The sequence below is a fragment of the Alkalicoccobacillus murimartini genome, assembly GCF_030813245.1.
GTDB lineage: Bacteria > Bacillota > Bacilli > Bacillales > Bacillaceae_D > Alkalicoccobacillus > Alkalicoccobacillus murimartini.
Window position 1 is genome coordinate 1,150,027 of the sequence record NZ_JAUSUA010000001.1, and the last position, 25,202, is coordinate 1,175,228.

The window sequence follows — 25,202 nt, forward strand, 5'->3', positions numbered from 1 at the left end:
CTCCTTATCAATTAATCGCAAGCTGGTTTAATAATTATGAGAAGGTTTTGCCCGTTTATCAATATCAATTCTATAAACAGTTACGTGAACCATAAATTAAAGTGAATATGTAGTACATTCAACATATATAAGGTTATATCCTGTTTAATTGACTTTTTTATTGATATACAAACCTCGTATCCCATTTGCGCTTTTATCCTATTATTTTTACATTTGCGAATCTGTCACAACACATTCTACCTTATTACATGTAAGTTCCTATTAAATTCGTTACTAATTACAAGTCTACACCAAGTTTCATTGCTAGAAAAGCTAAACCTACCGTCAATCTTGAGAAATCTTCACATCGATATAAGGATCAGTCTATTATTATCGACTAAGTAAGGTAGCCTTAGCATTGGTATGAGCCTGTTATTCAGAAGAATCTGTTCGAATCCAATAGGATCCAACAGAAAAAAATAAATCAAAAATCCTCCGGAATGCCTACAGTAGCTAAGCATACAACCATTATGTATGAGGATCTTGTCCCCCTACATACAAGCACTCTTCAATGAGAGACTGTCCTAAGTCATAGGCTATCTCCCCTACTCATTGGGATCTGCTTCTTCCTCTTGATCTTGAAGTTCTTCTTCGACTTCTTCCTGATAATTCAAATCCTCAAAATAAGGACTCATTTTCATATGTAGAATGCCTTGCTTAGATCTATCTACTTCTTTTGCCACTGAAGGGTACGGTGACATCCATTCTGAAAAATTGTTAATGGATGTTTGAACAATGAGGCCATCATTCATATACAGTCGTAAAGCTAATGGGTCTTCCTCAGTCGGAATAAACAAGATTTCTGAAATTCGTTCTTTAATCTGATCAGACGTTTCACCAAGTTCTTCCGCTAACCTTTCAAGTTTAACCATTTCCGTATCCGCCACAATGACTGGCGCATCAGATGGAACATCACCGTCAGGTAGGACATCAAGAAGTGACCCACTCTCCAGCATAGGAAAATAACCATCTTCCTGTTTAACATAACCAACCCTTGGATATTCGGTAATCGAAATTTCAACCGTATTTGGTAACTTGCGAGAGATATCAGCTGACGCCACTTCTTTTAACTCTTCAATCTGCGTAATGCTATCCTCACTATGTAAATTCCAAATGCTATTCCCTTCAGCTAAATCACTTGCCTGAACAATTTCCTCAGTTTCTGCGACCACATTACCTGTTACTTGGATCTCTTTAATGTTACTTAGAGGGGATTGAAAATAGATCATCAAAACCAAAAGTATAAAGAATATACCCAAAAAGAACAGAAGTCTACGATTCGCCCGCTGTTTACGTTGCTCTTTTAAAGAAGGGATACGGTCATTCATTGTAATTACTTTTTTATCACTCATGAGTACTCCCCTCTATAGATAACAGACTGTCTGTTTTTGGGTATTTAAATTGAGAGTTATTGCCTTCCAAGCAATTCGACTTCTGTTTCCATTTTGATCTGTCTTTTTTCATAAATAGTCGTTTGTACATGACTTATTAATTCGAGTACATCTTGTGCTTTGGCGGTGTCCACATTCACAATAAAATTGGCATGAATGTCTGAAATTTGCGCTCCACCGATTTGGTGACCTTTTAAGCCAGCTTCTTCAATTAAATTACCCGCATAGTTAGGGAGCGGATTGCGAAACACACTACCACACGTAGGAAACGAGTATGGCTGAGACCTTTTTCGATAATCTTTATTCTCTTGCATTTTCGAAACAATCTCGGTCCGATCACCTTTTTTCAGTTTGAAGACCGCTTCTACACAAATAGCTCGTTCACTTTGGAGTTTGGTTGTACGATAAGAAAATTCCATCTCCTCGTTAGAAAGCCATTCTAGTCGACCATCTTCAAAAAGAATAAGAGCTTTTACAAAAATAGCAGAAATATCAGATCCATGAGCTCCTGCATTCATAAATACAGCTCCACCCACCGAGCCAGGAATGCCACCCGCAAATTCTAATCCTGATAATCCTTGTCTACTAATGACCGTTGCTAATTTCACTAAAGGATAACCTGCTCCAACCGTCACAAGTTCTTCGTCTACTTCGAGAGAATCCATTCCTCTACCAAGCTTAATCGTAACACCTTCTAAGCCCAAATCTGAGACTAGAATATTTGACCCTCTACCAATGGTTCTCCATGGTAACTGCTGCTCGCGAATGATCTCGAGCGTTTTGATTAGACCTTGCTTACTACTTGGTTCTACCAAAATATCTGCTGGTCCACCGATCTTCCATGTTGTGTGTTTGGATAAACGCTCATCTATTTTCACAGTTCCTACTTGTTCCATTTCAAGACGTTCTTTTAAATCCTTCATAATGTCCCTCACTTTTCATCCGTGTTGTTCAATTACATACCTATGCACATGACTAGATATTTGTGAGTAGCAACCGCAATGTTCAAAATGTGCAGTTCCTCTTTTTATCGGTTATGTACAAGCTAAGTTTTAGCTTGAGCCAGCATAATCTAGCATAAATGGCTTCCTATCTATTTTAGCATGAACCTAGCATGCTTGACACACGAATCCTGTGTGATTTCTTGTGATAAATTGGGCTTTTTTGCTGAATAAGCACATGTTTCAAAAAAAGAGTGGCTAAATAGCCACTCTGCCTTGTTACCATCTTGAATGTCTACTTATGTTTAAGAGTAAACCAATCGAGACGAGCATCAATGTTAAAGAGGACCCTCCGTAACTTAATAACGGCAATGTAATTCCAGTTACCGGCATTAATCCAGATACAACCCCTACATTAATCATGACTTGAATAGCAATCATCGTGACAACACCCGCTGCAAGTAAACTCCCAAACAAATCAGGGGCAGCCAACGCTGCACGAATGCCTCTCCATAAAAGAACACCAAAAAGAGCTAAAACAAGACAGCCACCAATAAATCCAAGCTCTTCACTTAAGATAGCAAAGATAAAATCTGTCTGGGGCTCAGGTAAATAGAAATATTTCTGACGACTTTCTCCAAACCCCATTCCCATTAGTCCACCTGGACCAATTGCATAAAGGGATTGGATAATCTGAAAGCCACTCCCTAGTGGATCACTCCAAGGATCAAGAAAGGAGGTGATCCGTTTGATCCGATAGGGTGCAGAAGCAATCAACCCAACAAAACCAGCTAAACCAACCACACCAAGCCACGCAAAATGACTAATTCTAGCTCCTGCTACAAAAATCATCACAACACATGTTCCAACCATTACCGCACCAGTACCCAAATCAGGTTGAAGCATAATGAGTCCAAAACCTGTCATCACTAAAGCTAAGTTTGGCAATAATCCTTTTTTAAAGGTAACAATTTTCTTTTGATTTTCTGATAAGTATTTTGCTAAAAAAATGACCATTCCCATTTTCATAAATTCTGATGGCTGAATCGAAAAGGCCCCTACTCCCAGCCAACTCCTAGCACCTCCACGAACAAGACCTACGCCTGGAACAAGTACAAGGATTAAGAGTATAAAACAAACCAATAGTATTAGCTTTGCATAAGAACGCCACGTCCAATATTCCACCCTCATAATAAAAAGCATGAGGGCTACACCAACGCCAGCAAAAAACATCTGTCTTTTTAAGAAGAAAAAAGCATCATCAAATCGATAGGCTGCCCACGCAGCACTAGCACTATAAACCATAATGACACCAATACAAAGCAGAGTCAGCGTGGTAAGAAGTAAAATAGCATCTGGAGCTGATTTTGATTTGTGCATAAGGACACCTCAATTACTTACTCAAGTCTCTTCCCTATACACTTATGCTTGACCATCTAAAAACATGTCCATCAAAGCTAAACTGCATTTATGAAAAAAAGAATATGTAGCTTTGACATATCTAAAATTAGAATTTCAAAAGACGAATAGTATAAAACATGCTGAGTTGCACCGCTACAGGAGAATCCTTCGCTTTCCGGGGGCACGGCCTCAGCCTCCTCCGTGGAAAACCACCACTCCAGAGTCTTCAGACACGTGCTGGTCCCCCAGGAGTCTACGGATTCTCCTTCCGCTATTTTTCATAAAAATAAACGACAAGCTTTCCAATTTTAGGAATGCTCGTCGTTATTGTTAGTCTACCTATCTTTGTCCCAGCTCTATTTCTTACAAATTATTTATAGCTTGAATAAATGCCTGTCCTCGCTCTTCAAATGTTTTGAATTGATCCCAGCTTGCGCAAGCTGGTGAGAGCAAGATTACATCGCCTTCTTCTGACTCGTTATACGCTATCCTCACAGCTTCGTCCAGTTGGTTCACAACTTGAACGGATTGGATATTAATGGAACGAGCTGTCTGAGCAATCTTTTCCTTCGTTTCGCCGTAGGTGACTACGGACTTTACACCACTTAACGAAGGAATTAACGAATCAAACGAATTGCCTCGATCCAACCCACCAGCTAGAAGAATAACGGGCTTATCAAAAGCTTCTAGTGCTTTAGAGGTTGCTAGGATGTTTGTTGCTTTGGAATCGTTATAAAACAATCGTTCATCATGCTTTTTAACAAACTGTAAGCGATGCTCTACGCCACCAAATGTTCTTAATACATGTTGGATTTGTGTAAGTGAAGCACCAGCAAGAATTGCTGCACCAGCAGCTGCAAGTATATTTTCAATATTGTGTTTGCCTGGCAGCATGATGTCGCTCACAGCAATGATAGCTGTTTTTTTATAACGAATATATCCTTCCACTACGTCTAGACCATCTTCCACAAGATCAACGGTTGAAAACCCAATCTTTGTTGCTTCGCTAGATTGTGCAATTTGTGTAACTACATCATCAGAGGCGTTGTATACAAGATAATCAGAAGCCTGCTGCTTGGACTGTATTCGTGCTTTTGCAGCAATGTAGTCTTCTTTTGTCCCATGATAATCTAGGTGCGCATCAAAAATATTTAACAGAACAGATATTTTTGGACGGAACGTATCTGTGCCCATTAATTGAAAGCTTGATAATTCCATGACAATCACATCATCATCTGTCGCTTGTTCAGCAACTTCACAAGCCACAATGCCAATATTTCCAGCAACAAGCGGTGTTCTTCCACTATGGTGAAGCATTTCTGTAATCAGAGTAGTTGTTGTTGTTTTCCCATTCGAGCCTGTAATGGCAATAATATCAGCCTCACTTATTTGATAAGCAAGCTCGATTTCTGTTTGTATAGGAATATTCTTTTTATCCGCTTCGATAAGCAGAGTGTTTGAATAGGGAATACCTGGGTTCTTAACAATCAAATCAACCTGTGAGTCAAGCAACGAAAGTGGATGCTCCCCACAGACGACATTCATACCTTGCCCGATTAATTCCTGAGCTGCAGGATTTTCTTCAAGAGGCTTGCCATCATTTACAGTGACTACGGCACCTAGCTTAGATAAAAGTCTAGCTGCTGCATACCCGCTTTTGGCCAATCCAAGTACTAATACATGTTTACCTTGAAAGTTTTCTGCTGCCTTCATCTTATAACCACACTCCTGTATAGATAGCGGCAACAGCAAACACCATGCCTACAAGCCAAAATGTTACAACGACTCGCCACTCAGACCAACCTGATAATTCATAATGGTGATGCAAAGGACTCATCTTAAATACACGTTTACCCGTTGTTTTAAATGAAATGACTTGAATAATTACGGATAAAGTCTCTATTACGAAGACCCCACCTACTAGAATTAGCATTAATTCCATTTTACTTAAGATAGCTATGCCTGTAATGGCTCCGCCTAGCGCTAGTGACCCTGTATCTCCCATAAACACTTTTGCAGGATGTGCATTAAATACAAGAAACCCAAGTACAGACCCGACTACTGCGGCACTAAAAAGTGAAACATCAAAGTATCCAGCATTCCATGCAAGAACAGCAAATGCTCCAAAAGCAATCGCCCCGGTACCTGCAAGAAGACCATCTAATCCATCGGTTAAGTTAACGGCATTTGATGCCCCTACTAGCATGATTATGATTAACGGAAGATATAAATAGCCAATATCAATGGATAAAGAAGTGGCCGGAATGGCAATTTCTGTTGAGAAGCCAATTTGAATTAATCCCAAATAGAAAATAACAGCAATGATTAACTGGCCAATAAGTTTTTGTTTGGAGGTCAGGCCTAGATTATGCTTTTTGACCACCTTTATGTAGTCATCAACAAAGCCTACTAAACCGTAGCCTAAAGTGACAATTAATAGCAGGATAATCTCAGGTGAAAGTGTGTTCGTGCTTATCGTCACACCAAGAATCGTTGCAAGAATCGCCAATACAAAAATAATACCACCCATTGTTGGTGTACCACTTTTTTTCTGATGGGATTGTGGTCCTTCTTCCCTAATGCTCTGCCCAAATTTTAACCTTTTTAAAAATGGGATGAATAGCGGTGAAAACATGACCGCCACTCCAAATGAAATAATCAGCGTTAGAAGCAGAAGTTGTTCATTCATTTGTTCATCTCCCCCTTCTCGCTTACTAATAAGTCGTTTATTATTTTTTCTAGCTTGAGTCCTCTGGATGCTTTTAGAAGCACAACTGTCTCTTCAGATAAAAGAGGTGCTAACAGGTCTGTCGCTTCCTCTACTGTAGCTGCATGCAGCAAACTGATGTTTGAGGTTTTATCTGACTGAGCAACTGATTCTGAGATCCATTTTCCTTTTTGCCCAACAGTGAGCAAGTGTGTAATAGGTGTAGTAATGTGAGGAGCCATTTGTTCATGTAATGCCTTTTCTTGCTCGCCTAACTCGTACATATCACCTAATACGGCTACATACTTCGAAAAACCTGTGATGTCTTTTAGTGCCTCTAATGAAGCCACCATTGACGTTGGACTTGCATTATACGCGTCATTAATCATTAATTCTCCACGAGAACCTTTTGAGCGTTCTAGCCTCATACTGCTAATCTTCACTTGCTTCAATCCAGCCTGAATTTGGTCATACGATAGACCAAGTCCTGCAGCAAGACTTGCTGCAAGTGCTGCATTTTTTACATTGTGTCTTCCAAGAAGTGGGATGACTAGCTGTCCCACACCATGAAGGGTAAAGTGGAATCCTTCTGCATTTGCATGAACTTCACTAATCTGTCTATCACTTGACTGGGAGAATCCAACCGAACAGACAGTATCTTCAGTAAGAGTCGCTAATAATGGTTCATCTCCATCAATATATAAGGTGCCAGCTTCTACCAAGCCATCTCTAATTTCTGCTTTAGCCTTGGCAATACCCTCTCTCGATCCTAACTGCTCCATATGTGATTCGCCGATATTGGTAATCACCGCAGCATTCGGAAGAGATAACATGCTAAGTAAATGGATTTCTCCATAACCACTCATACCCATCTCCAAAATCAAGTATTGACAATCTTTAGGCATGCCAAGAATCGTTAAAGGCAAACCGATATGATTATTAAAATTCCCCTGTGTTTTATATGTTGGACCTGCAAAAGTTAGAATCGAGGATAACATATCTTTCACAGTTGTTTTTCCATTACTACCCGTAACGGCAATAACAGAGGGATTCACTTCGGCTCGATACTGTTTCGCTAACTCTTGTAAAGTCGTTAATGTATCCTGCACAAAATAGAGCTGAAAACTATCTGGCAAATCTTTTGGCACAGGAACATCCCCTTGCCAAATAGCTGCTTTCGCTCCAGCTTCTATCGCTTGTGCAAGAAATTGATGCCCATCAAACCGTTCCCCAACAATCGGGATATAAAGCGCACCCGATTGTAAAGAACGTGTATCAATGGAAACACTCATGTAGTTGATTGATTCAACTTGCTCGACACGTGTTTTTGTTGCAACTCTTTTTACTAATTCATGCGATACACTCATGTCATCCTACCTTTAATCGCCTCAGCTGCCACTTCTTTATCATCAAAGTGATGTTTTACACCGGCGATATCCTGATACGTTTCGTGCCCTTTACCAGCAATAAGAACAACGTCCCCTTCTTCTGCTGCTTCAATGGCTCGATAAATAGCTACTTTTCGATCCAATACCGTTTCATAATTGTCAGCAAGAAGATCTTTTGTCATGTCTTTTAAAATAAGTTCAGGATCCTCAGATCTAGGATTATCCGATGTAAAAATCGCTCGATCCGCTTGTTTGACCGCAATATTTGCCATCACTGGTCGTTTGCTCGCATCTCGATCTCCACCACAACCTACTACAACAGTCACATGTCCATTTGTTAATTCAGTAACCGTATCAAGTACATTCTGCAAGCTGTCAGCTGTGTGTGCATAGTCAACAATAACAGAATACGGCTGACCGCATTGCACAGGTTCAAAACGTCCGGCGATGCCTTTGACATGTTCAAGACTCGCTTTAATTTGCTTCAGTTCTATCCCTGAAGCCAGAGCTGCTGCCACTGCTGCTAAGGCATTGTATACACTAAACAAACCAATGAGGCTAAATGTAACGGTCACTTCCTCACCAAATGCTTCTAATATAAAGGTTGTGCCCTCTGGCGTTGACTTTATATCTCGAGCTCTTATATCAGCAGGCTTACGAATTCCATAAGTGATAATATCTGCGGTCGTTAATTGCGCAAGTCTTGGACCTGAAAGATCATCAATATTTATGACAGCTGTTTTTCCTTCATAGGTATTACCAAGTTGAGAAAATAACAAACTCTTTGCGAATAAATATTTATCCATTGTTTCATGATAATCCAGATGGTCTGGCGTCAGATTTGTGAACACAGCAATATCAAAGTCACAGCCTCGTACACGACCATGATGTAGAGCATGCGAAGAAACTTCCATAACAGCAGTTTGTACATTCGCTTCATTCATGCTCTTAAATGTTTGCTGCAATATTAATGATTCTGGTGTAGTATTTGCCGTATCAAAGGTCTGATCTCCAATTTTTGTATACATCGTACCAATCATACCTGTTTTATGTTTTGCATCTCTTAAGATTTGATCAAGTATATGTGTCGTAGATGTTTTTCCGTTGGTTCCAGTTACACCTATTAAGTTAAGTTTTTTTGTTGGCTCCTCATAGAAATAACTTGCTAACCGTGCCATTGCACGCTTGGCATCATCCACTATTATGAGTGGCACTGATACGTCAAGAGACCGCTCAGCAATAATTGCGGCGGCTCCTGACTCAATAGCTTTCTCGGCAAAATCATGACCGTCTACTGTATATCCTTTAATACAGATAAAGAGCGACCCTTCAGCCACATTTCGAGAATCCATATCAATTTGTTTGATTTTTATTTGGTCCTGCTCTGGTGTTAGCTCGCTTTGCGTGCGCAGCGGCCGGAGCAGTTCATTTAATGTCATCATATTCTTTACCCTCTCATTCACTGCGATAAGCTGTTCTCTTTTATACAAGGCAAGAAATTATACCCTCTAAGAAAAACATGCAAACTTCATTTTAGTCGTTTGAATCCGATTTGTCACCCATGTATATGCGAATTGTTGAACCAGCTGCTACTTTACTACCCGGATCAGGCGATTGTGATTGAACAACTTCCCCTTCTCCCGCAGCATCGAGCCTAAGTTCCATATACCCTTCATGGATTTCGCGACGCGTACGACCAATCAAATCAGGGACCTCCATAATCGGTTCGTCCGACCAAGTTACTTCTTTTTCAATTTGCTCGGATCTTTTTTCGACACCCATAGCTGCAAGACTATCACCAATTATATTCCCTACAATAGGGGCTGCAACAATGCCACCAAATTGAAGCGTATCTTTAGGGTTATCCACCGCCACATACACAACAATTTCAGGATCATCAGCAGGAGCAAAACCGATAAAGGAGACAATATGATTATTCTCAAGGTATTTCCCATCTTTAGCTTTTTGAGCTGTACCTGTTTTGCCTCCAACACGATAACCATCGACAAACGCACCCTTACCTGTTCCTAATGCAACAACCGATTCAAGTGCATCCCGAACTTTTTTGGAGGTATCCTCTGAAATGACTTGTCGTTTCATATAAGGTGATTGCTGTTTGACCACACTTCCAGTTATAGGATCTACCCATTCCTTTGCAATATAAGGCTTATAGAGATAACCTCCATTAACAGCCGCTGACACTGCGGTAACTTGTTGCAAAGGGGTGACAGCTACACCTTGACCAAAAGCTGTTGTTGCTTGTTCTAATGGACCCACTCGATCCCTATTAAATAGAATGCCGGTTCCTTCACCCTGCAAATCAATACCGGTCTTTGATCCGAAGCCAAAGTCGTCAATATAATCGAAAAGTCGATCTTTACCTAGCCGTTCCCCAAGCGTCACAAACCCTGGGTTACAAGAATTCTGAACGACTTCAAGGAATGTTTGTTGTCCATGTCCACCTTTTTTCCAACAGCGAAGTTTATGTCCTGACACTTCAATATAGCCTGGATCATAAAACTGGTCATGCTCCAAATCTACTTCGCCTTCTTCAAGAGCCGCTGCGAGCGTAATAATCTTAAAGGTTGAGCCTGGCTCATATTGCATCCAAACCGGTTTATTTTGATTATAAATATCAGCCGACACATCTTGAAAGTTCTCTGGATTGTAATCAGGACGACTGCTCATTCCAAGGATCTCACCTGTTTTAGGGTTCATCGCTATAGCCCAGGCTCCATCAGGTTGATATGTTGCCTCGGCTATATCAAGTTCCCTTTCTATAATCGTTTGCACACGATTATCAACCGTTAATCTCATATCCAACCCATTTACAGGAGCTTCGTATTCATCCGCAAGATTAGGCATACGACTATTTTTAGCTGTGGAGAAAAACGAAACATGTCCCTGTTCTCCTTTTAGCTCCTCATCGTAAAATAATTCAAGCCCAGTTAGACCTTGATTATCAATACCTGCAAAGCCTAAAACGTGGGATAAATAGCTTCCATGAGGATAGTGACGCTTACTGTCTTCCGCAATAAACACCCCAGGTAGTTTAAGCTTTCTAATTTCACTCGCTTTTTCTTTACTAATCTTTTGACCCTCAGGACGCAGCCACACACGCGATTCTGATTTAGTTAACTGATCTAATGTGGAACTTTTGTCCATTTCTAATATGGCCGCCAGCTTTTCAGCGCTTTCCTCAGGGTTTTCGATTTGTCTAGGAACAATTAATACTGATGGAGCACTTACATTTGTCGCCAGTACGACATCGTTTCGATCACGAATTTCTCCTCTTTTCGGTTCAAAAGGAATTTCACGACTCCACGAATCCATGGCCAACTGTGTTAACTGCTCACCCTCTATGAATTGCACGTATCCAAGTCGTCCTGCAATGATCGTAAACACGGCTAGTCCAATTATTAAGATCGCAATGAGTCGCTTTCTCACTGTTGTTTGAGATACTCTTCTCATGATAACTCCCCCCGCTTCTGACAAGCTTAAGCTTGTAAAAGCTTATGAAACGAAGGGGTGGAAAAGAACCTTCTCTTTCTTAGTTGGATATATCTCTATCCGTTTCGACATCCAAGTTAAGGTCATCCTGATTGGCCTCTTCAGGGTTATCTTCTTCCGGTGATAGATCTTCTTCACTTGAAAATTCAGTTTGAATGGTATCACCTTCCTGAACCACTTCGCCCGCTCCTGGAGATTGATGAATCAAGAATCCATTACCTTCTTGTTCTAAATTCACACCAAACACTGCAGCAACTTTTAGAACATCACGTGCTGACCACCCTGTCATATCTGGTAATTGAGCGGAACCTCCGCCCATATACAGCACTACTTTCTCACCTTCTAAGAGTCCTACACCGGCCTCCGGTTGCTGTGATTCAACTTGGTTTCCTTCTCCTAGCGTCAGTACTTCCATGCCATAATTCTCTAACTCTGTAACAGCTTCATCTCTCGTTTGTCCATTCAAATCTTCCATCTTATATCCTGATTCTGTTTCTTCTTTAACTTCTTCAATGGTAGGAGCGATATTTAAGTAATCAAGGCTTCTTTGCATGATCGTATTAAAAATTAAGGCAACCGGTTCACTACCTACCTCAAGTTCATCCAATTGTGGGCGCTCGACTGCTACATAAACCATAACTTTTGGATCGTCTTCAGGGGCCATCCCCATAAAGGAGAATAGATTGTTTCCATGACCAGTCATGTATCCAGGACCATCTTCATTTAAAACTTGGGCCGTCCCTGTTTTACCAGCAATATCAAATCCTGCAATCTGATAAGCGTTTCCTGTTCCTTCTTCCTCACTCACGACTTGCCCTAGTAACTTTCTCACTTCAGCTGCCGTTTCTTCTGATATGGGTTGCCCTACTTCAGTCGGTTCGTTTTGCTCGATTAATTCTCCAGTATCATGTTCTGTAATGCGATCAATAACATAGGGTTTCATCATAACGCCATCATTTGCAATCGCTGTAGCTGCTTGAATGATTTGAATAGGTGTCACTGCAGACCCTTGTCCAAACGATGTTGTCGCCGCATCAGATCGCCCATTTTGCGCAATTTGACTGTCCGTTTCATTTGGTAGATCAATCCCTGTCTTATCAAAGAACCCGAATTTATCCCAGTAATCATATAACTTATCTGGACCTAGCTTCTCTAGACCAAGTATCATCATGGCAACGTTGGATGAACGAAGAAATCCTTCACGGAACGAGATGGTTCCCCACCCACCCCTTCTGTGGTCACTAATTGTAGACTCAGAGTCTACTTTATAACTTCCAGATTGATACGTATCTTCAGCATTCCAAACCCCTTCTTCGATAGCTGCTGCCACAGTAAACATCTTCATCGTTGAACCTGGTTCGAATCGATCTGATATTGCATAATTCGTATAGTTTTCAACAGACTCATATTCATTTGGATTAAAGCTTGGACGATTACTCATCGCAAGAATTGCCCCTGTTTTTGGATCAGCGACTATAGCTGTCATTTTTTTAGGCGAGTATTCATCTGCTACTTGAGACATGACCTGTTCTAATGCTACCTGAACATTAGAATCTAATGTCAGATAAACATCATCACCGTCTACTGCAGGTGTAATGTTGTTATTTGGATTTGGCAAAGGTACCCCTTCGTGATCACTATCATATTGAACGGACCCATCCTCTGGACTTAACAATTCATCTAAGCTTCGTTCAAGCCCCATTCTTGCCACGGCCATATCTCGTTCGGTGTACCCGATCACATGAGAGGCATACATTTGTTTCGGATAGTATCTTCTTGGTTGCTTCGTAAAATGAATGCCATCCAATTCTTTCTCTTTAATTTCGGTCATTTTTTCATAGGACAAATTTCTGGCTCCAGATCCTAATTCAACCTGGAATTTATCTTGTTCTAACATACTTTGAAGCTCAGAAGGTTCAAGATTAATAAGTGGGGCTAATTCCTCTGCCGTTTCTGCTGGGTCCCTCACATAACTATTCTGATCATTAGAGAGGACGGCATAGACACTATAAGATTGCAATTGTTCGGCAACCGCATCTCCACTTCGGTCATAAATAGTGCCTCGTTTTCCTTCTATTACATGACTTTTCTGCCATCTCTGTTCAGCAATAGCTGATAGATCTTGTCCCTTTACTTCTTTAGCAGCTTGAATGTAAGCTATTCGGCCGCCCAAAACCGCAAAGATCACAAGAAAGCATACTAAGAGCATTAGTGCACGTTTATTTGTTACAGCTCTCTTAATTTCCATACCCACACAACTCCTTACATTCCTAGTTTACTAGAGTGTAATCGATAAAAAAACTAGTTCAACGTCTGAACTAGTTCTTGTTTACAACCTCTACGTTTTCCGCATTAAGTTCAAACCCATTCTCTTTTGCGATACTAAACAGCCGATCGGGATCACTAGCTTCTACTACTTGTAAATTCAATCCTTCATTCACTTGAGTTTGAGTAGTGATACTCGATTGCATTTGATGATTTTCTTTATTCAGACTGTATATTGATACATAATTATGTACAACCAACCCTGATAAAACAAGCATAACCATTGCAATACAAAGTGCAATCATTTTTTCTCCAAGTGTAATTCTTGCACGTGATGTTCGGATTACCTTTTGTGTTTGTGGTGCGGATTGAGGCTGATGATTCGGTTGAACTTGACGTGCCAGCATCGTGTGACCCCCTTATGTTTTCTTTTCAGCTACTCTCAGTTTCGCCGAACGTGAACGATTATTTTCTTCGAGTTCAATTTCACTCGCTATTACTGGTTTTCGTGTGACGATCTCCATCTTCGGTTCAAATCCTTCAGGTATAACAGGTAGACCTTTTGGAAGATCAGGCATTTTTGACCACTCTTTAAACATCTGCTTACACAATCGATCTTCTAATGAATGGAAAGTTATGACACAAAGTCTCCCACCTACATGCAAAAGATCGTATGAATCTTGCAGCGCTTCTTCAAATGCACCTAATTCATCATTCACTGCAATTCTAATCGCCTGAAACGTTCGCTTGGCCGGGTGGCCGCCCTTACGTCTTGCAGGAGCAGGAATGGCGTCTTTTATTACTTCAACGAGTTGTCCAGTTGTTTCTAATGGCTGGGTCTCTCTAAACGCTTCGATCTTTCGGGCTATATGCTTAGCAAATTTTTCCTCTCCATAGCGAGAAATAATTGAATAAAGCTTAGCAAATGGCCACTCATTCACAACATGATAAGCAGAAAGCTCTGCCTGCTGATTCATTCTCATATCCAAAGGAGCATCTTGATGATAACTAAATCCTCTTTCTGCTTCATCAAGCTGAGGAGATGAGACACCTAAGTCAAATAGAATACCATCAACCTTTGTAATATTTAACTTATTAAGCTCCTCACGCATGTCGCGGAAATTAGCTTGAATCAGTGTATAATTTTTCTCGTACGAACGTAACGTTTCATGCGCAGCTTCGATCGCTGTTACATCTTGATCAAATGCATACAGATGTCCTCCATCTGTTAACTGCTCGACAATTCGTTTGCTGTGTCCGGCTCCCCCAAGTGTGCAATCTACATAAATTCCACCCGGTTTGATTTTCAAGCCATGAACAGACTCTTCTTTTAACACTGTAAAATGATTAAACAAAGGGTTCACCTACTCTTTTCTACAAGAGGCCTAAAGATCAAAGTCCATTAGATTTTCAGAAATCTCAGCTAAAGACTCCTCGGATTCACCCACATAGTGTTCCCACATAGATTGGCTCCATACTTCCACTCGATTGGATACACCGATTACTACACATTCTTTCTCGATCTGTGCATACTGACGGAGAGGTGAAGCTAGATTCACTCTTCCTTGCTTATCCAACTCACATTCTGAAGCTCCTGAGAAGAAGAAGCGCGTAAAAGCGCGGGCATCTTTTTTTGTGAAAGGGAGGGTTTTGAGCTGTTCTTCAAGCTTTGTCCATTCTTCGTGGGGGTAAACAAATAAGCACTTATCCAGTCCACGGGTTACAACAAATGATTGGCCTAATCCTTCACGAAATTTCGCTGGGATGATCATGCGGCCTTTTTCATCTACATTATGTCGATACTCCCCCATGAACATATGCTGGTCCTCTCCCCCCACTTACTAACAATAACTTACCACAAGCCCCCACTTTTCACCACTATCTTTTCGTAAGTTTCTCCACAAACTAAAAAAAATCCTGCACAAGGCAGAATTTTTCTTCATTTTTTTTAGTTTTTATTAAAAATATGTTAGAGATAGATCAGCTTATGAACACCGTTAATCGCCATCGGCTGCTGCAAAATCTGTTTTAACCCACTTTGTCCCACAATGTTTATTAAAATAATGGGATGCAAAATTCGTTCTTGAGGAGAGCCAAGTGGCTTAAGCCAGTACAGCACTTCATCAAAATGATCAATGGCTGTTTTGTGTGTTTCATAAATATGACGATGCATCTTATTCTCTAGAAACTGAATTTGATTCATAATAAGAGCAATATTCTTTTCACTCATTGCCTGTAAAGTAGGATCCATCGTCTCAGCCAGTTCACGTAATGGCTGATGAATCTGATGTACATGATCTTTCACTTGAGTCGTCACTTCTTCAATTGGATACTGATGCTGCTTTTGGAGCCAATGTTGCTTCAGCTGTTCTCCTTCCCCTTCTAAAAAAGAACGGAAAGATAGCTCCTCTTGCTCTACCCACTTCTTCACAGACCTCGGGACGATCGTAACTTGTAGTCTCGGAATCAGTGGCGGCATACACCAACCAAACTGATTAAATGCAGGTTTTAATGTGGCCCAATAAGCAAGTTCTCCCGGCCCAGGTATAAAGGCAAGGACAGGCAGCAACCACTCTTGCATTAAAGGTCGAGTCACTACATTATTGCTAAAGCGCTCAGGATGAGATTCAACAAGTTTGATAAGCTCGCCCTTAGAAAAAGATACTTCCTCATTTTTAGAAGAGAAAGTGCCTTCCTCGTAATCCAACCTTACCCTTTTATTATCGACATTTAGAAATAAATGCGCATTTTCTTCTTCCGTTATGATTGGAGCATCATAACCTATGTCCGTTAATTTAGAGAGTCCCTCTTGCTGAGCACCCTGAAGCTCTTCCATATGATTAATCAATTGCTTGAAATAATTTACCTCAAGTCTTCGAAGATCAGGGTGGTTGGCATCAACAAAAACCAATCCTTCCTCTACAAAGAATTCATTCATTAGATGAATAAAAAAGTCTGTATACGTTTTACAGCTACTCGCTTTATTTCGAATTCTTGTTATCAAATCACAGGTGAAATCTGTCTCAGGCAGCTCTTCAAATACACCGTCTAACCATTGGAAAAGCTCTTCCTCAGGAAGTTGTTTGAGTGAAGCCGAACACTGTGTATCCTCATCCTGAATAGGGTGCTTACGCCATTTACCTTCTTTTGCTCGATAAACATACCGTATTTCTTCAAAATCATGATCTTCCCCAGCCACCCAAAATATGGGCACAACTGGAACAGAAAGCTCGCTTTCCTGTTGCTTAGCTGTTAGTAAGATCGTTAATGCTTTATAAATGGTAAACAAAGGACCAGTTAAAAGCCCCGCCTGCTGTCCACCAACAATGGCTAGTGCATCCTTATGACTTAGTTTACGAATATTAGCCTTCGTTGCCTCCGAACGGTCCAGCTCTTCATGTGTTTGCAGAAGATGGGCAATCAGTTTTTCTCTTGATTCTTCATCAAATTCTCGCTCTGAAAGCTCATTCGCTCTACGTTTCAACCAATCAGCTGACTCGTATGTATAATCAAACAGTTCAGTTAGCTCTGTTCGTTGATTTATATAATCACGATAAAATCCGGCAGGAGGGTTTAGATGTATTTCTTTAAGCTCCATAAATGACGAATCCCTTCCTTAGTTAGAATCAAAGTTGTAGGTACCCTTTTGTTTTCGTTTAGTAAGACTTTCTTATCATAGCAAATGTAAAGTCTGATACCAAACAGAACGTACTCATACAAAATAAAAGATACTCCTCAATAACCCATAACCACTAAGCAGGATATAAATGGCTACAAATAACAGGAAGTTCAGTCTCCAAATGCCTTTAAATAATTTCGAGGCATAAAAGTCGTCCATCACCTTCCAATAGATAATAGTGAATGCAAAGGCAACAGCGAAAAATAATGCAAAAATAAGCCAGATGGATGTATCAGACCATAGTTGAGCCATAATATAATAAACAGCAACCATAAATAGGATGGATGAAACATCGCTGGCTACTTTGATTGCCGTAGGTTTATGTTTTGAAAGTTTTACAGTTGTAATATAAATAAGATACCATCCCAATACAGGAACGGTTATTACCGTTGCAATAAAACCAGCCAGTGTACCTGTTAACATGATCAATTCACCTCTACCATTCTCTACACACTCAAAAATTATGTTCTCGTTCTCTTATCGCCTGATCTAGAAACTGAATAAAAGGAATAGAAACGTTGCGACTTTGTGCCAAGCGTACTAAATAACCTAGGATACTATCTCTCTCTGTCCGCCTTTTATTTCTTAGATCCACAAGCATCGAGGATTGATTTTGACTGGTTTGCTTACAGACCTGCAAAACCTTTTCCCATTGAATGATATAGTCAGGATTACGAGGGTGTAATTGAATCGCTTCTTCAAAAACATTCCGCATCATTTGTTTTAATTCAACTGAAGCGAGAATATCTCCATTTTTCACACCTGTTAATGCTGTAAGTGGATTAATACACACATTAACCAATAACTTCGACCATAACACTTCCTGCCAGCTGTTTTCTTCTTTTACAACAAAATCTTCCTGATTCATTTGAGTCATCATTTCAGTGAGGAAAGATGACGACTTATGATAATTAGCCCATCTTAGTTCACCAACACCGGTATGCCTCACAACCGTAGCGCTTTCTCGAAGAGCACCATGACTCAATGTACCTATGCCTATAGATGGGTTTTCAAGTTGACTAGCCTCTTCGACATGGGTCATACCATTTTGTAAGAACAGGAGGACTTGATGTTGCTTAAGCTTTGGGGCTATTTGTTTCATAACAGTATGTAAATCATACGATTTTACAGCGAACACCAACATATCCGCTTCCTCTATAGGCGCCTGATCGAGCTGAATACTATGTATAGACATATTCTTTGTTATTCCTTCAGCATGGAGTGTCACCCCATCTGCATTAAGAGCATCAGCTTGCTTAGATGTTCTCGTACACAAGCAGACATCTACACCGGCTTGATGAATATAGGCCGCCATCAGCAAACCGATCGATCCACCACCAATTATCATAGATTTCATTTGATCCCGTCCTATCACATAGTTGATTAAATTGTACCATATACTTCAAGAAAAATAGATCTTTTTTAGTGGAATTTTTCGAATAAGAAGAAAAGGTAAATAATGCGCTTTCCAAGGTTCTATGTTAGAATAATGTAAACGCATTCTTTATACTATTTAGGAGGATTTATTATGACAAAACTAGTCGTTGAACGCTTATTAGTCAACTATAAAACGTTAGATGAGTTTAAGAATTTCCGTGAGTTCGGGGCAGCAGAGCTGTCTATGAAAGATGATTTAAGTGCAAATATTATTGAAAATGATAGTGAGTCTCCATTCTATGGAATATACTTCGGTAAAAAGCTTGTAGCTCGTATGAGTCTTTATCGGATTAATAAACAATTCGATCAATATTTTGATCCGCCTCAAGATTACTTAGAGCTTTGGAAGCTTGAAGTACTTGAACCTTATCGAAATAAAGGATATGGTCAAGCCCTAGTCGAATTCGCCAAAAGCTTTGGCCTTCCTGTAAAAACGAATGCTAGACAAGGATCTAGTGAATTTTGGGCAAAATCAAGCTTTGAATCTTTAACCTACGATCCTGGTCGCGACCGTGGTGAAAGTCCTTTTGTCTGGTTCCCAGAAGGTGTAATTGAACAGGAATCACAACCATCTACTACACCTGTCACAGAACAAACCGAATAAACACATCAAAGCCCTGTCATCTTAATGACAGGGCTTTGCTTTATACAACATTAAATCGTACGTTCAATAGGGTGGTCTCTTGTAAACTTTCTGGCTCGATCCATAATCGTCAAAAGAGCCTTATAATCTTGAGTAATGATTTCTTTATCACGACTAAGTTGATCCACTTTCAACTTAAGTTGTTGGTTTTCCTGTTTTACCTCTTCTAACTCACTCAACTCCCTAGATTGATGTTGAGATTGATAGTCCGTTAAAAAAGTAATGACATCTTCAAGTGTCAGTTCTTGCTTTTGGTATTGAGTTTTAGCCGTGTCCGCCACTTGCGTTACTGGTTTTTCAGAAGATGCAGCTTTCTTTCGAGATTGATTCAAAGGTGCTTGAGGAACTACCTCTAGACCTTCTGTTTGCTGTGTGATTTTTTTACTTTTTTGTTTTTTAGCAAGCGAAACCGCTGATTCATATTTCTTTCGTATGGTGGAATTCCAACGAAATCCACAGGCAGCACTTGACCGAGACAACTTTCTCCCTACTTCTTCAAAAGCAGCTAGTTGTGTGCTTGATTCTCTAATATGACGTAAAACAACCTCTGCTAGCAATAAGTCCTCATCGTCTGACCACGCATCCTGGCGAGTGGCTACCATAACTGATCTCTCCTTTTATATCATTTGCTTTTTAATGTCTATGCGAATAGATGAATAGATAGAATAGGTTCTAGTATTCAGTTATATCCTTTTTTTAGTCACTCTATTCCAATAAAAACGAAAAAAAGCAAGGAGTCTAAGACTCCTTGCTTTTTGTAACAAAAATTATTTTGTTACGTTTTCACCCTTGTAAGATCCACACTCTTTACAAATACGGTGGCTAAGTTTCATTTCGCCACAGTCTGCACATTTCACCATACCAGGGACAGCTAGTTTCAAATGCGTACGACGCTTTCTTTTAGCGGTTTTAGACGTTCTTCTAAATGGTACTGCCAATATTCCCACCTCCTTAAAAAAATCAATACAATCACCCAGATGGTTATGACTTATCAAAAAACTTTGCTAAGTCAGCCAAACGGGGGTCAATCCGATCCTTCTGAGAATCTTCCGTCACAAGCTCCCAATCTTTACCCGATGGTGGAGCAAGTGGCTCCGTTCCCTCTTCGGCATATACCTGAAAAGGAACCTCAAGTATAATCCGTTCTTCAAAGATTGGGGTTAGATCAATCAAATCGCCTTCAACAATATGAACTTCATCTCTGTCAGATACATCTGGCATAACAGAACCATCCGGCAGAAAATGTTCTTCAAAGCTAATGTCAATTGGCCATTTCACATCTGCAAGTGTTCTTGAACAAGGAAGAGTTAATTCTCCTTCAAGCCGAACCGAAAACGTAATCAGCTTATTAGGGTATGTTACCTCACCTGTCACACGAAAATCAGACATGTCACGTATCTCATTGCTTTGCTTCGTTAATTCATCGAATCGCACCGACTCGTTAATAGTAAAGGTCTTATGCTTAGCTACTTTAAGCTCTTGTAGCGTCCATTTCATGATTAACCACCTCTAAGGCACAAAAGTAATTATAGATCTGACACCATAGAATGTCAACCTTTTTTCTTTACAGTTTAATGCGTATACTAAGAATAATCCCAATAAGAGATTATCCCTATTCTAGCATGCCAATTGAGCAGAGTAAAGGAGATGAAAAATGCCGCCTATTGGAGCAAAACAACGAGCAGTAGGTCTAGTTGTTGAATACAATCCATTTCATAATGGACACCTATATCACCTTAATCAAGCGAAACACGAGACAGGCGCAGATATTGTGGTCGCAGTTATGAGTAGTTCCTTTCTGCAAAGGGGTGAACCCGCTCTACTTTCTAAATGGGCACGAACAAAAATGGCACTCGCAAATGGCGTAGACCTTGTTCTTGAGCTCCCTTATGCTTTTGCAACACAAAAAGCAGAGTTATTCGCTTCTGGCGCAGTTGCTATACTCTCCGAAGCAAAGGTTGACTGTCTTCATTTTGGCAGTGAGTCTGGTTCGATTAAGGACTTTCATCATTTGCTTTCCTTTATGAGAGAGAATCGCGAGCCATGGGATGAGTTGGTTAAATCACATATGCAACAGGGACAAAGCTACCCCAAAGCTTGTGCGCTTGCTTTCAAAAGCCTTGATGCCAACACAGCACTTTCCTTAGATCAACCGAATAATATACTCGGATATCATTATGTGAAAGCTATTGCAGACCAAGGAAGCGCTATTGTTCCTTACACAACAAAACGATTATCAGCTGATTACCACGATACGACCTTGCCGTCTTCTTCGATTGCAAGTGCGACGAGTATCCGTCAATCTCTAGCCAATGAGCCAGATGGCAGCCATCTGATCAAACATGTAATGCCAGAATCAGCGCTGCAAGAATTAATGACGTATCAAACTGATTTTAATCAACTCCACACGTGGGAATTGTATTATCCGTTTTTACAATACCGCGTGCTTAGTTCGTCAACGAGTGAGCTTGCTTCTATTTATGAATGTGAAGAAGGGCTCGAATTTAGGATTCAAGAAACGATCTCAAGGTCCTCTACCTTTATTGAATGGATGACGGCGATGAAAACAAAACGGTATACATGGACAAGGCTGCAAAGACTCTCCACTCATTTGTTAACCAATACAACCAAAGTAGAAATGAATTCATTGCACCAATCCAGCCTTCCGTATATTCGACCACTTGGCATGACTGAGGCAGGACAACAATACTTGAAGTACCTAAAAAAGCATTCATCAGTGACTATCCTTAGTCGGTTTGCTGCGACTGATCATCCATTAGCGAAAACAGAACTAAAGGCCTCTCGAAGCTATATCGCACCACTACCGACTAGCCAGAGAATGGCACAAATAGATAAAGACTTTTCCACCATACCTATTCGTATGTAAGTCATTGTAAAAGGCCCTCACTTGAAGATGAGGGCCTTTTACGTGATACTATGACTCTTGGTCAGAAAGTTCTTCAAGAAACAGTAGTGCATCTTCAAGAGATTCTACAGGGATGACTTGCATCTCGGTTCCAATATCCTCTGCTGCCGCTTTCGCTTCCTCATAGTTGGTTTCACCTTGCCCACCGCCTACATTCGGCGCAAAGAAGTAGACTGCCCCTGCTTTGTCTGCAGCTACAACTTTTTGGGATGCCCCTCCAATCGGTCCAACTATTCCTTCGTCATTAATTGTACCGGTACCTGCAATTAAATACCCATGTGTAATATCCTCAGGAACAAGTTGATTATAAATCTCAAGCGAATACATTAATCCAGCTGACGGCCCACCAATTTCCGTTTCATCGATTGTCACATTCGGGGAGTATGTCACATCTCTGTCTGTAATCGGAGACAAGATGCCGAGCCCAACACGACCATCCTCTACATTGTATTCCTCAGGGAACTCTGAAAAACCAAGCTCAACTTCTATAGTCTCTCCGTCTCTAACTATGAGTAATTCTACTTGATCATCCTCTGCATATCCTGATAAAAGGTCAAGCAAGTCTTCAGCCGTATGTACAGGTTCCCCATTAATGGCAGTAACTAAATCACCGACCTCAAGCTTTTCTACAGCAGGCATACCTTCCATCAGCGTTGTAATTAATACGCCGTGATACTCATACGTTACGTCAGCATCAGCATGTTCATAGGCTGCAATTTTAGCCATTTCTTGTGAATTAGACATCAACAGCGATTGCCTTTCATGATAGTCGGAGTCAGTCTCATCAGCCCCACGAACCTGTTCTTCTGGGATAATGTGCCTGTAAGAGCTAAAAAAAGACCATGCATAATACATCGGGGTGGCTTTAGCCAATTCGATTGTTGTCAGCATAAAGCCCCCCTCTTCTATTCCATTCGTGCCTTCTACAGAAATCACATCCTCGAGTTCTTGAGCGATTCCAGGTTGCGAATAATAGTAGGGAAGTTGAATAAAATTCAACAAAAATATCGCAATAAAAATAAGTAAATAACGCATTTTGAAAAATGGTTTGCGTGGTTCGCTCATGTCGATATCCTCCTTTTAATCTTCATTTCCATTCGTAATCTTAAGGTCTATTCCCAATGTCTACACGTATATTAATCTTGAAGACACGCATAGACAAGCTAAGGGGGAATGAGAGTGTCTTTATTAAAAACATGGTTCCTTGCTGGAGCATCTACCTTAATGGCTTTGTCTTTGCTTTTGTTCCCAAAAGAAGCTCTAGAGGCCTCTTTAAACGGGATGGCCATGTGGTGGGATGTCGTTTTCCCTGCTCTGTTGCCATTTTTCATTCTGTCAGAGTTATTAATTGGTTTTGGTGTTGTTGCATTTATCGGCACCATTCTTGAACCATTTATGCGTCCAATTTTCCGGGTGCCAGGTGCCGGTGGTTTTGTTTGGGCCATGGGTTTGGCCTCTGGGAACCCAGCTGGAGCAAAACTCGCTGCCAGATTACGACAACAACAAAAAGTCACTCGTGTTGAAGGAGAACGACTTGCAGCCTTCACCAATTCATCCAATCCGTTATTTATCTTTGGCGCTATAGCCGTCGGTTTTTTTCATAACCCTGCCCTTGGTTTACTACTCGCAAGTGCTCATTACATTGGTAATATTTTTGTCGGGATTTTTATGCGATTTCATGGACGTAAAGAAGAACAAGAACAGGACACATCTAATGATCCAAGACCAAAACTTTCTTTCGTTGAAGCGGCAAAAAAAATGCATCAAGAGCGACTACAGGATGGACGACCTATTGGGCAACTGTTAGGTGACTCTGTACAGTCCTCTGTGCGCACGTTATTACTTGTTGGTGGTTTTATTATCTTATTCTCCGTCTTAAACAAGATGCTAACACTTGTAGGGTTTACAGCCATCGCAGCAACAGGTGTTTCATTCGTGTTTTCAATCTTTCAACTGTCTACTACCTTGAGCGAAGCGTTTATATCCGGGTTATTTGAAATTACTTCTGGAGCGAAGTTATCTTCAGTTAGTGATGCCTTACTTTTAGAAAAAGCCATCATTACAAGTTTTTTTATCGCATTTGGTGGGTTGTCCATTCAAGCACAAGTAGCCAGTATCTTATCTGAAACCGACTTACGATTTAAACCCTTTTTTATAGGTCGTATACTGCATGGCTTCTTCAGTGCCTTCTTAACATGGCTATTATGGATCCCTCTCTATCAAAACAACGGAGTCCTACAAACATTAACTTATAGCGCACATTCAACATCTGAGCCTAATCTACATTGGATGGTTACGCTATGGAATCAGTGGCTCGCCATCTCACCCTTCTTAACTCTAGCGACTTTATGTCTTGTGATCCTTCTCCAAACACGTGCTCATTTACAACGAATCTAACGTTTAGCTATGAGCGCTAGTTCAACATTTTTCGGTACCAGTTCATCAAGTGCACGATTGTATTTTGCGGCTTCCTTAACAATTGTTGAACTAATAAAAGCAAGCTCACCACTTGTTGCCATAAACAATGTTTCAATCTCCGGAGCGAACTTCCGATTTACTGCGGCGACATTCATTTCATACTCAAAATCCTTTGGCCCACGTAACCCTCGGATCATAGCTTGTCCTTTATGGTCAGAGACATATTCAACCGTTAATCCTTCATGAGCATCTACCGTCACAGAAGGTAGGTGCTCTGTTGCTTCTCTAATTAAATCTAGTCTTTCCTGAACAGTGAACATGGTTTGTTTTTTGCTATTATGTACTAATAAAACACGTACTTCACTAAAAACCTTTGAAGCTCTATCAATGATATCTATATGCCCGAGCGTAATTGGATCAAATGAACCAGGGAAAATAGCAAGTGTCATGTATGGTT

The 25,202-nt window shown here is 40.5% G+C and carries 23 protein-coding genes; 3 read left to right on the top strand and 20 right to left on the bottom strand.

The window, feature by feature from the left end:
• Positions 1 to 584: 584 nt before the first annotated feature.
• The 15 genes from J2S05_RS06105 to J2S05_RS06175 form a co-directional block, all read right to left on the bottom strand.
• The gene (locus tag J2S05_RS06105) at positions 585 to 1,391 is read right to left on the bottom strand and encodes a cell division protein FtsQ/DivIB (protein ID WP_306980855.1); all 807 of its coding nucleotides are present in this window, start codon (positions 1,389 to 1,391) and stop codon (positions 585 to 587) included.
• 56 nt (positions 1,392 to 1,447) lie between these two features.
• On the bottom strand, positions 1,448 to 2,353 hold the full coding sequence (murB, locus tag J2S05_RS06110) for a UDP-N-acetylmuramate dehydrogenase (RefSeq protein WP_306980857.1): 906 nt from the start codon (positions 2,351 to 2,353) through the stop codon (positions 1,448 to 1,450).
• A gap of 297 nt (positions 2,354 to 2,650) precedes the next feature.
• Entirely contained in the window at positions 2,651 to 3,751 is a 1,101-nt protein-coding gene (gene spoVE / locus J2S05_RS06115) for a stage V sporulation protein E (protein ID WP_306980859.1), read from the bottom strand.
• A 384-nt stretch (positions 3,752 to 4,135) separates the two neighbouring features.
• Positions 4,136 to 5,485, bottom strand: coding sequence for a UDP-N-acetylmuramoyl-L-alanine--D-glutamate ligase (murD, locus tag J2S05_RS06120; RefSeq protein WP_306980861.1), 1,350 nt, complete (start codon positions 5,483 to 5,485; stop codon positions 4,136 to 4,138).
• A 1-nt stretch (position 5,486) separates the two neighbouring features.
• Positions 5,487 to 6,461 (bottom strand): phospho-N-acetylmuramoyl-pentapeptide-transferase, encoded by a 975-nt coding sequence (gene mraY, locus J2S05_RS06125; protein ID WP_306980863.1) that lies wholly within the window; start codon positions 6,459 to 6,461, stop codon positions 5,487 to 5,489.
• Positions 6,458 to 7,846 (bottom strand): UDP-N-acetylmuramoyl-tripeptide--D-alanyl-D-alanine ligase, encoded by a 1,389-nt coding sequence (locus tag J2S05_RS06130; protein WP_306980864.1) that lies wholly within the window; start codon positions 7,844 to 7,846, stop codon positions 6,458 to 6,460. Before J2S05_RS06130 ends, mraY begins: the two co-directional genes overlap by 4 nt.
• Positions 7,843 to 9,306: a UDP-N-acetylmuramoyl-L-alanyl-D-glutamate--2,6-diaminopimelate ligase gene (locus tag J2S05_RS06135; protein ID WP_306981117.1), complete on the bottom strand. Its 1,464-nt coding sequence runs from the start codon at positions 9,304 to 9,306 to the stop codon at positions 7,843 to 7,845. The genes J2S05_RS06130 and J2S05_RS06135 overlap by 4 nt, the downstream gene beginning before the upstream one ends.
• Before the next feature lie 94 nt (positions 9,307 to 9,400).
• Positions 9,401 to 11,338 (bottom strand): stage V sporulation protein D, encoded by a 1,938-nt coding sequence (locus tag J2S05_RS06140; protein ID WP_306980866.1) that lies wholly within the window; start codon positions 11,336 to 11,338, stop codon positions 9,401 to 9,403.
• A 79-nt stretch (positions 11,339 to 11,417) separates the two neighbouring features.
• Positions 11,418 to 13,625: a penicillin-binding protein gene (locus J2S05_RS06145; protein WP_306980868.1), complete on the bottom strand. Its 2,208-nt coding sequence runs from the start codon at positions 13,623 to 13,625 to the stop codon at positions 11,418 to 11,420.
• 70 nt (positions 13,626 to 13,695) lie between these two features.
• The gene (ftsL, locus tag J2S05_RS06150; RefSeq protein WP_306980870.1) at positions 13,696 to 14,049 is read right to left on the bottom strand and encodes a cell division protein FtsL; all 354 of its coding nucleotides are present in this window, start codon (positions 14,047 to 14,049) and stop codon (positions 13,696 to 13,698) included.
• Between the two features lie 12 nt (positions 14,050 to 14,061).
• Positions 14,062 to 14,997, bottom strand: coding sequence for a 16S rRNA (cytosine(1402)-N(4))-methyltransferase RsmH (rsmH, locus tag J2S05_RS06155; RefSeq protein WP_306980872.1), 936 nt, complete (start codon positions 14,995 to 14,997; stop codon positions 14,062 to 14,064).
• Between the two features lie 30 nt (positions 14,998 to 15,027).
• Positions 15,028 to 15,459, bottom strand: coding sequence for a division/cell wall cluster transcriptional repressor MraZ (mraZ, locus tag J2S05_RS06160; RefSeq protein ID WP_306980874.1), 432 nt, complete (start codon positions 15,457 to 15,459; stop codon positions 15,028 to 15,030).
• Between the two features lie 152 nt (positions 15,460 to 15,611).
• Positions 15,612 to 17,240 carry a bacillithiol biosynthesis cysteine-adding enzyme BshC gene (gene bshC / locus J2S05_RS06165; protein WP_306980876.1) on the bottom strand — a complete coding sequence of 543 codons (1,629 nt, stop codon included), beginning with the start codon at positions 17,238 to 17,240 and terminating at the stop codon, positions 15,612 to 15,614.
• A gap of 114 nt (positions 17,241 to 17,354) precedes the next feature.
• On the bottom strand, positions 17,355 to 17,744 hold the full coding sequence (locus J2S05_RS06170; RefSeq protein WP_306980878.1) for a DUF3397 domain-containing protein: 390 nt from the start codon (positions 17,742 to 17,744) through the stop codon (positions 17,355 to 17,357).
• A 31-nt stretch (positions 17,745 to 17,775) separates the two neighbouring features.
• The gene (locus J2S05_RS06175) at positions 17,776 to 18,678 is read right to left on the bottom strand and encodes a 2-dehydropantoate 2-reductase (protein ID WP_306980880.1); all 903 of its coding nucleotides are present in this window, start codon (positions 18,676 to 18,678) and stop codon (positions 17,776 to 17,778) included.
• Between the two features lie 171 nt (positions 18,679 to 18,849).
• Between J2S05_RS06175 and J2S05_RS06180 the strand changes: the two genes are divergently transcribed.
• Complete coding sequence (locus J2S05_RS06180) at positions 18,850 to 19,362, top strand: N-acetyltransferase (RefSeq protein WP_306980882.1); 513 nt, start codon at positions 18,850 to 18,852, stop codon at positions 19,360 to 19,362.
• A 50-nt stretch (positions 19,363 to 19,412) separates the two neighbouring features.
• On the opposite strand, the gene J2S05_RS06185 is transcribed toward J2S05_RS06180, so the two are convergent.
• The 3 genes from J2S05_RS06185 to J2S05_RS06195 form a co-directional block, all read right to left on the bottom strand.
• Positions 19,413 to 20,003, bottom strand: a complete 591-nt coding sequence (locus J2S05_RS06185; RefSeq protein WP_306980883.1) for an RsfA family transcriptional regulator — start codon at positions 20,001 to 20,003, stop codon at positions 19,413 to 19,415.
• 165 nt (positions 20,004 to 20,168) lie between these two features.
• Positions 20,169 to 20,339: a 50S ribosomal protein L32 gene (rpmF, locus tag J2S05_RS06190; RefSeq protein ID WP_306980885.1), complete on the bottom strand. Its 171-nt coding sequence runs from the start codon at positions 20,337 to 20,339 to the stop codon at positions 20,169 to 20,171.
• Positions 20,340 to 20,382: 43 nt separating this feature from the next.
• Positions 20,383 to 20,898, bottom strand: coding sequence for a YceD family protein (locus J2S05_RS06195; protein ID WP_306980889.1), 516 nt, complete (start codon positions 20,896 to 20,898; stop codon positions 20,383 to 20,385).
• Between the two features lie 157 nt (positions 20,899 to 21,055).
• Between J2S05_RS06195 and J2S05_RS06200 the strand changes: the two genes are divergently transcribed.
• Positions 21,056 to 22,288 carry a nucleotidyltransferase gene (locus tag J2S05_RS06200; RefSeq protein WP_306980890.1) on the top strand — a complete coding sequence of 411 codons (1,233 nt, stop codon included), beginning with the start codon at positions 21,056 to 21,058 and terminating at the stop codon, positions 22,286 to 22,288.
• A gap of 48 nt (positions 22,289 to 22,336) precedes the next feature.
• On the opposite strand, the gene J2S05_RS06205 is transcribed toward J2S05_RS06200, so the two are convergent.
• A complete protein-coding gene (locus tag J2S05_RS06205; RefSeq protein ID WP_306980891.1) occupies positions 22,337 to 23,392 on the bottom strand; it encodes a SepM family pheromone-processing serine protease in 1,056 nt (351 codons plus the stop codon).
• Positions 23,393 to 23,500: 108 nt separating this feature from the next.
• Here J2S05_RS06205 and ylbJ point away from each other — a divergent pair, with 108 nt between their 5' ends.
• Positions 23,501 to 24,724 carry a sporulation integral membrane protein YlbJ gene (ylbJ, locus tag J2S05_RS06210; protein WP_306980893.1) on the top strand — a complete coding sequence of 408 codons (1,224 nt, stop codon included), beginning with the start codon at positions 23,501 to 23,503 and terminating at the stop codon, positions 24,722 to 24,724.
• Here the strand turns inward: ylbJ and coaD are convergent.
• The gene (coaD, locus tag J2S05_RS06215; RefSeq protein WP_306980894.1) at positions 24,721 to 25,194 is read right to left on the bottom strand and encodes a pantetheine-phosphate adenylyltransferase; all 474 of its coding nucleotides are present in this window, start codon (positions 25,192 to 25,194) and stop codon (positions 24,721 to 24,723) included. The two genes, ylbJ and coaD, sit on opposite strands and share 4 nt — an antisense overlap.
• Positions 25,195 to 25,202: the final 8 nt, after the last annotated feature.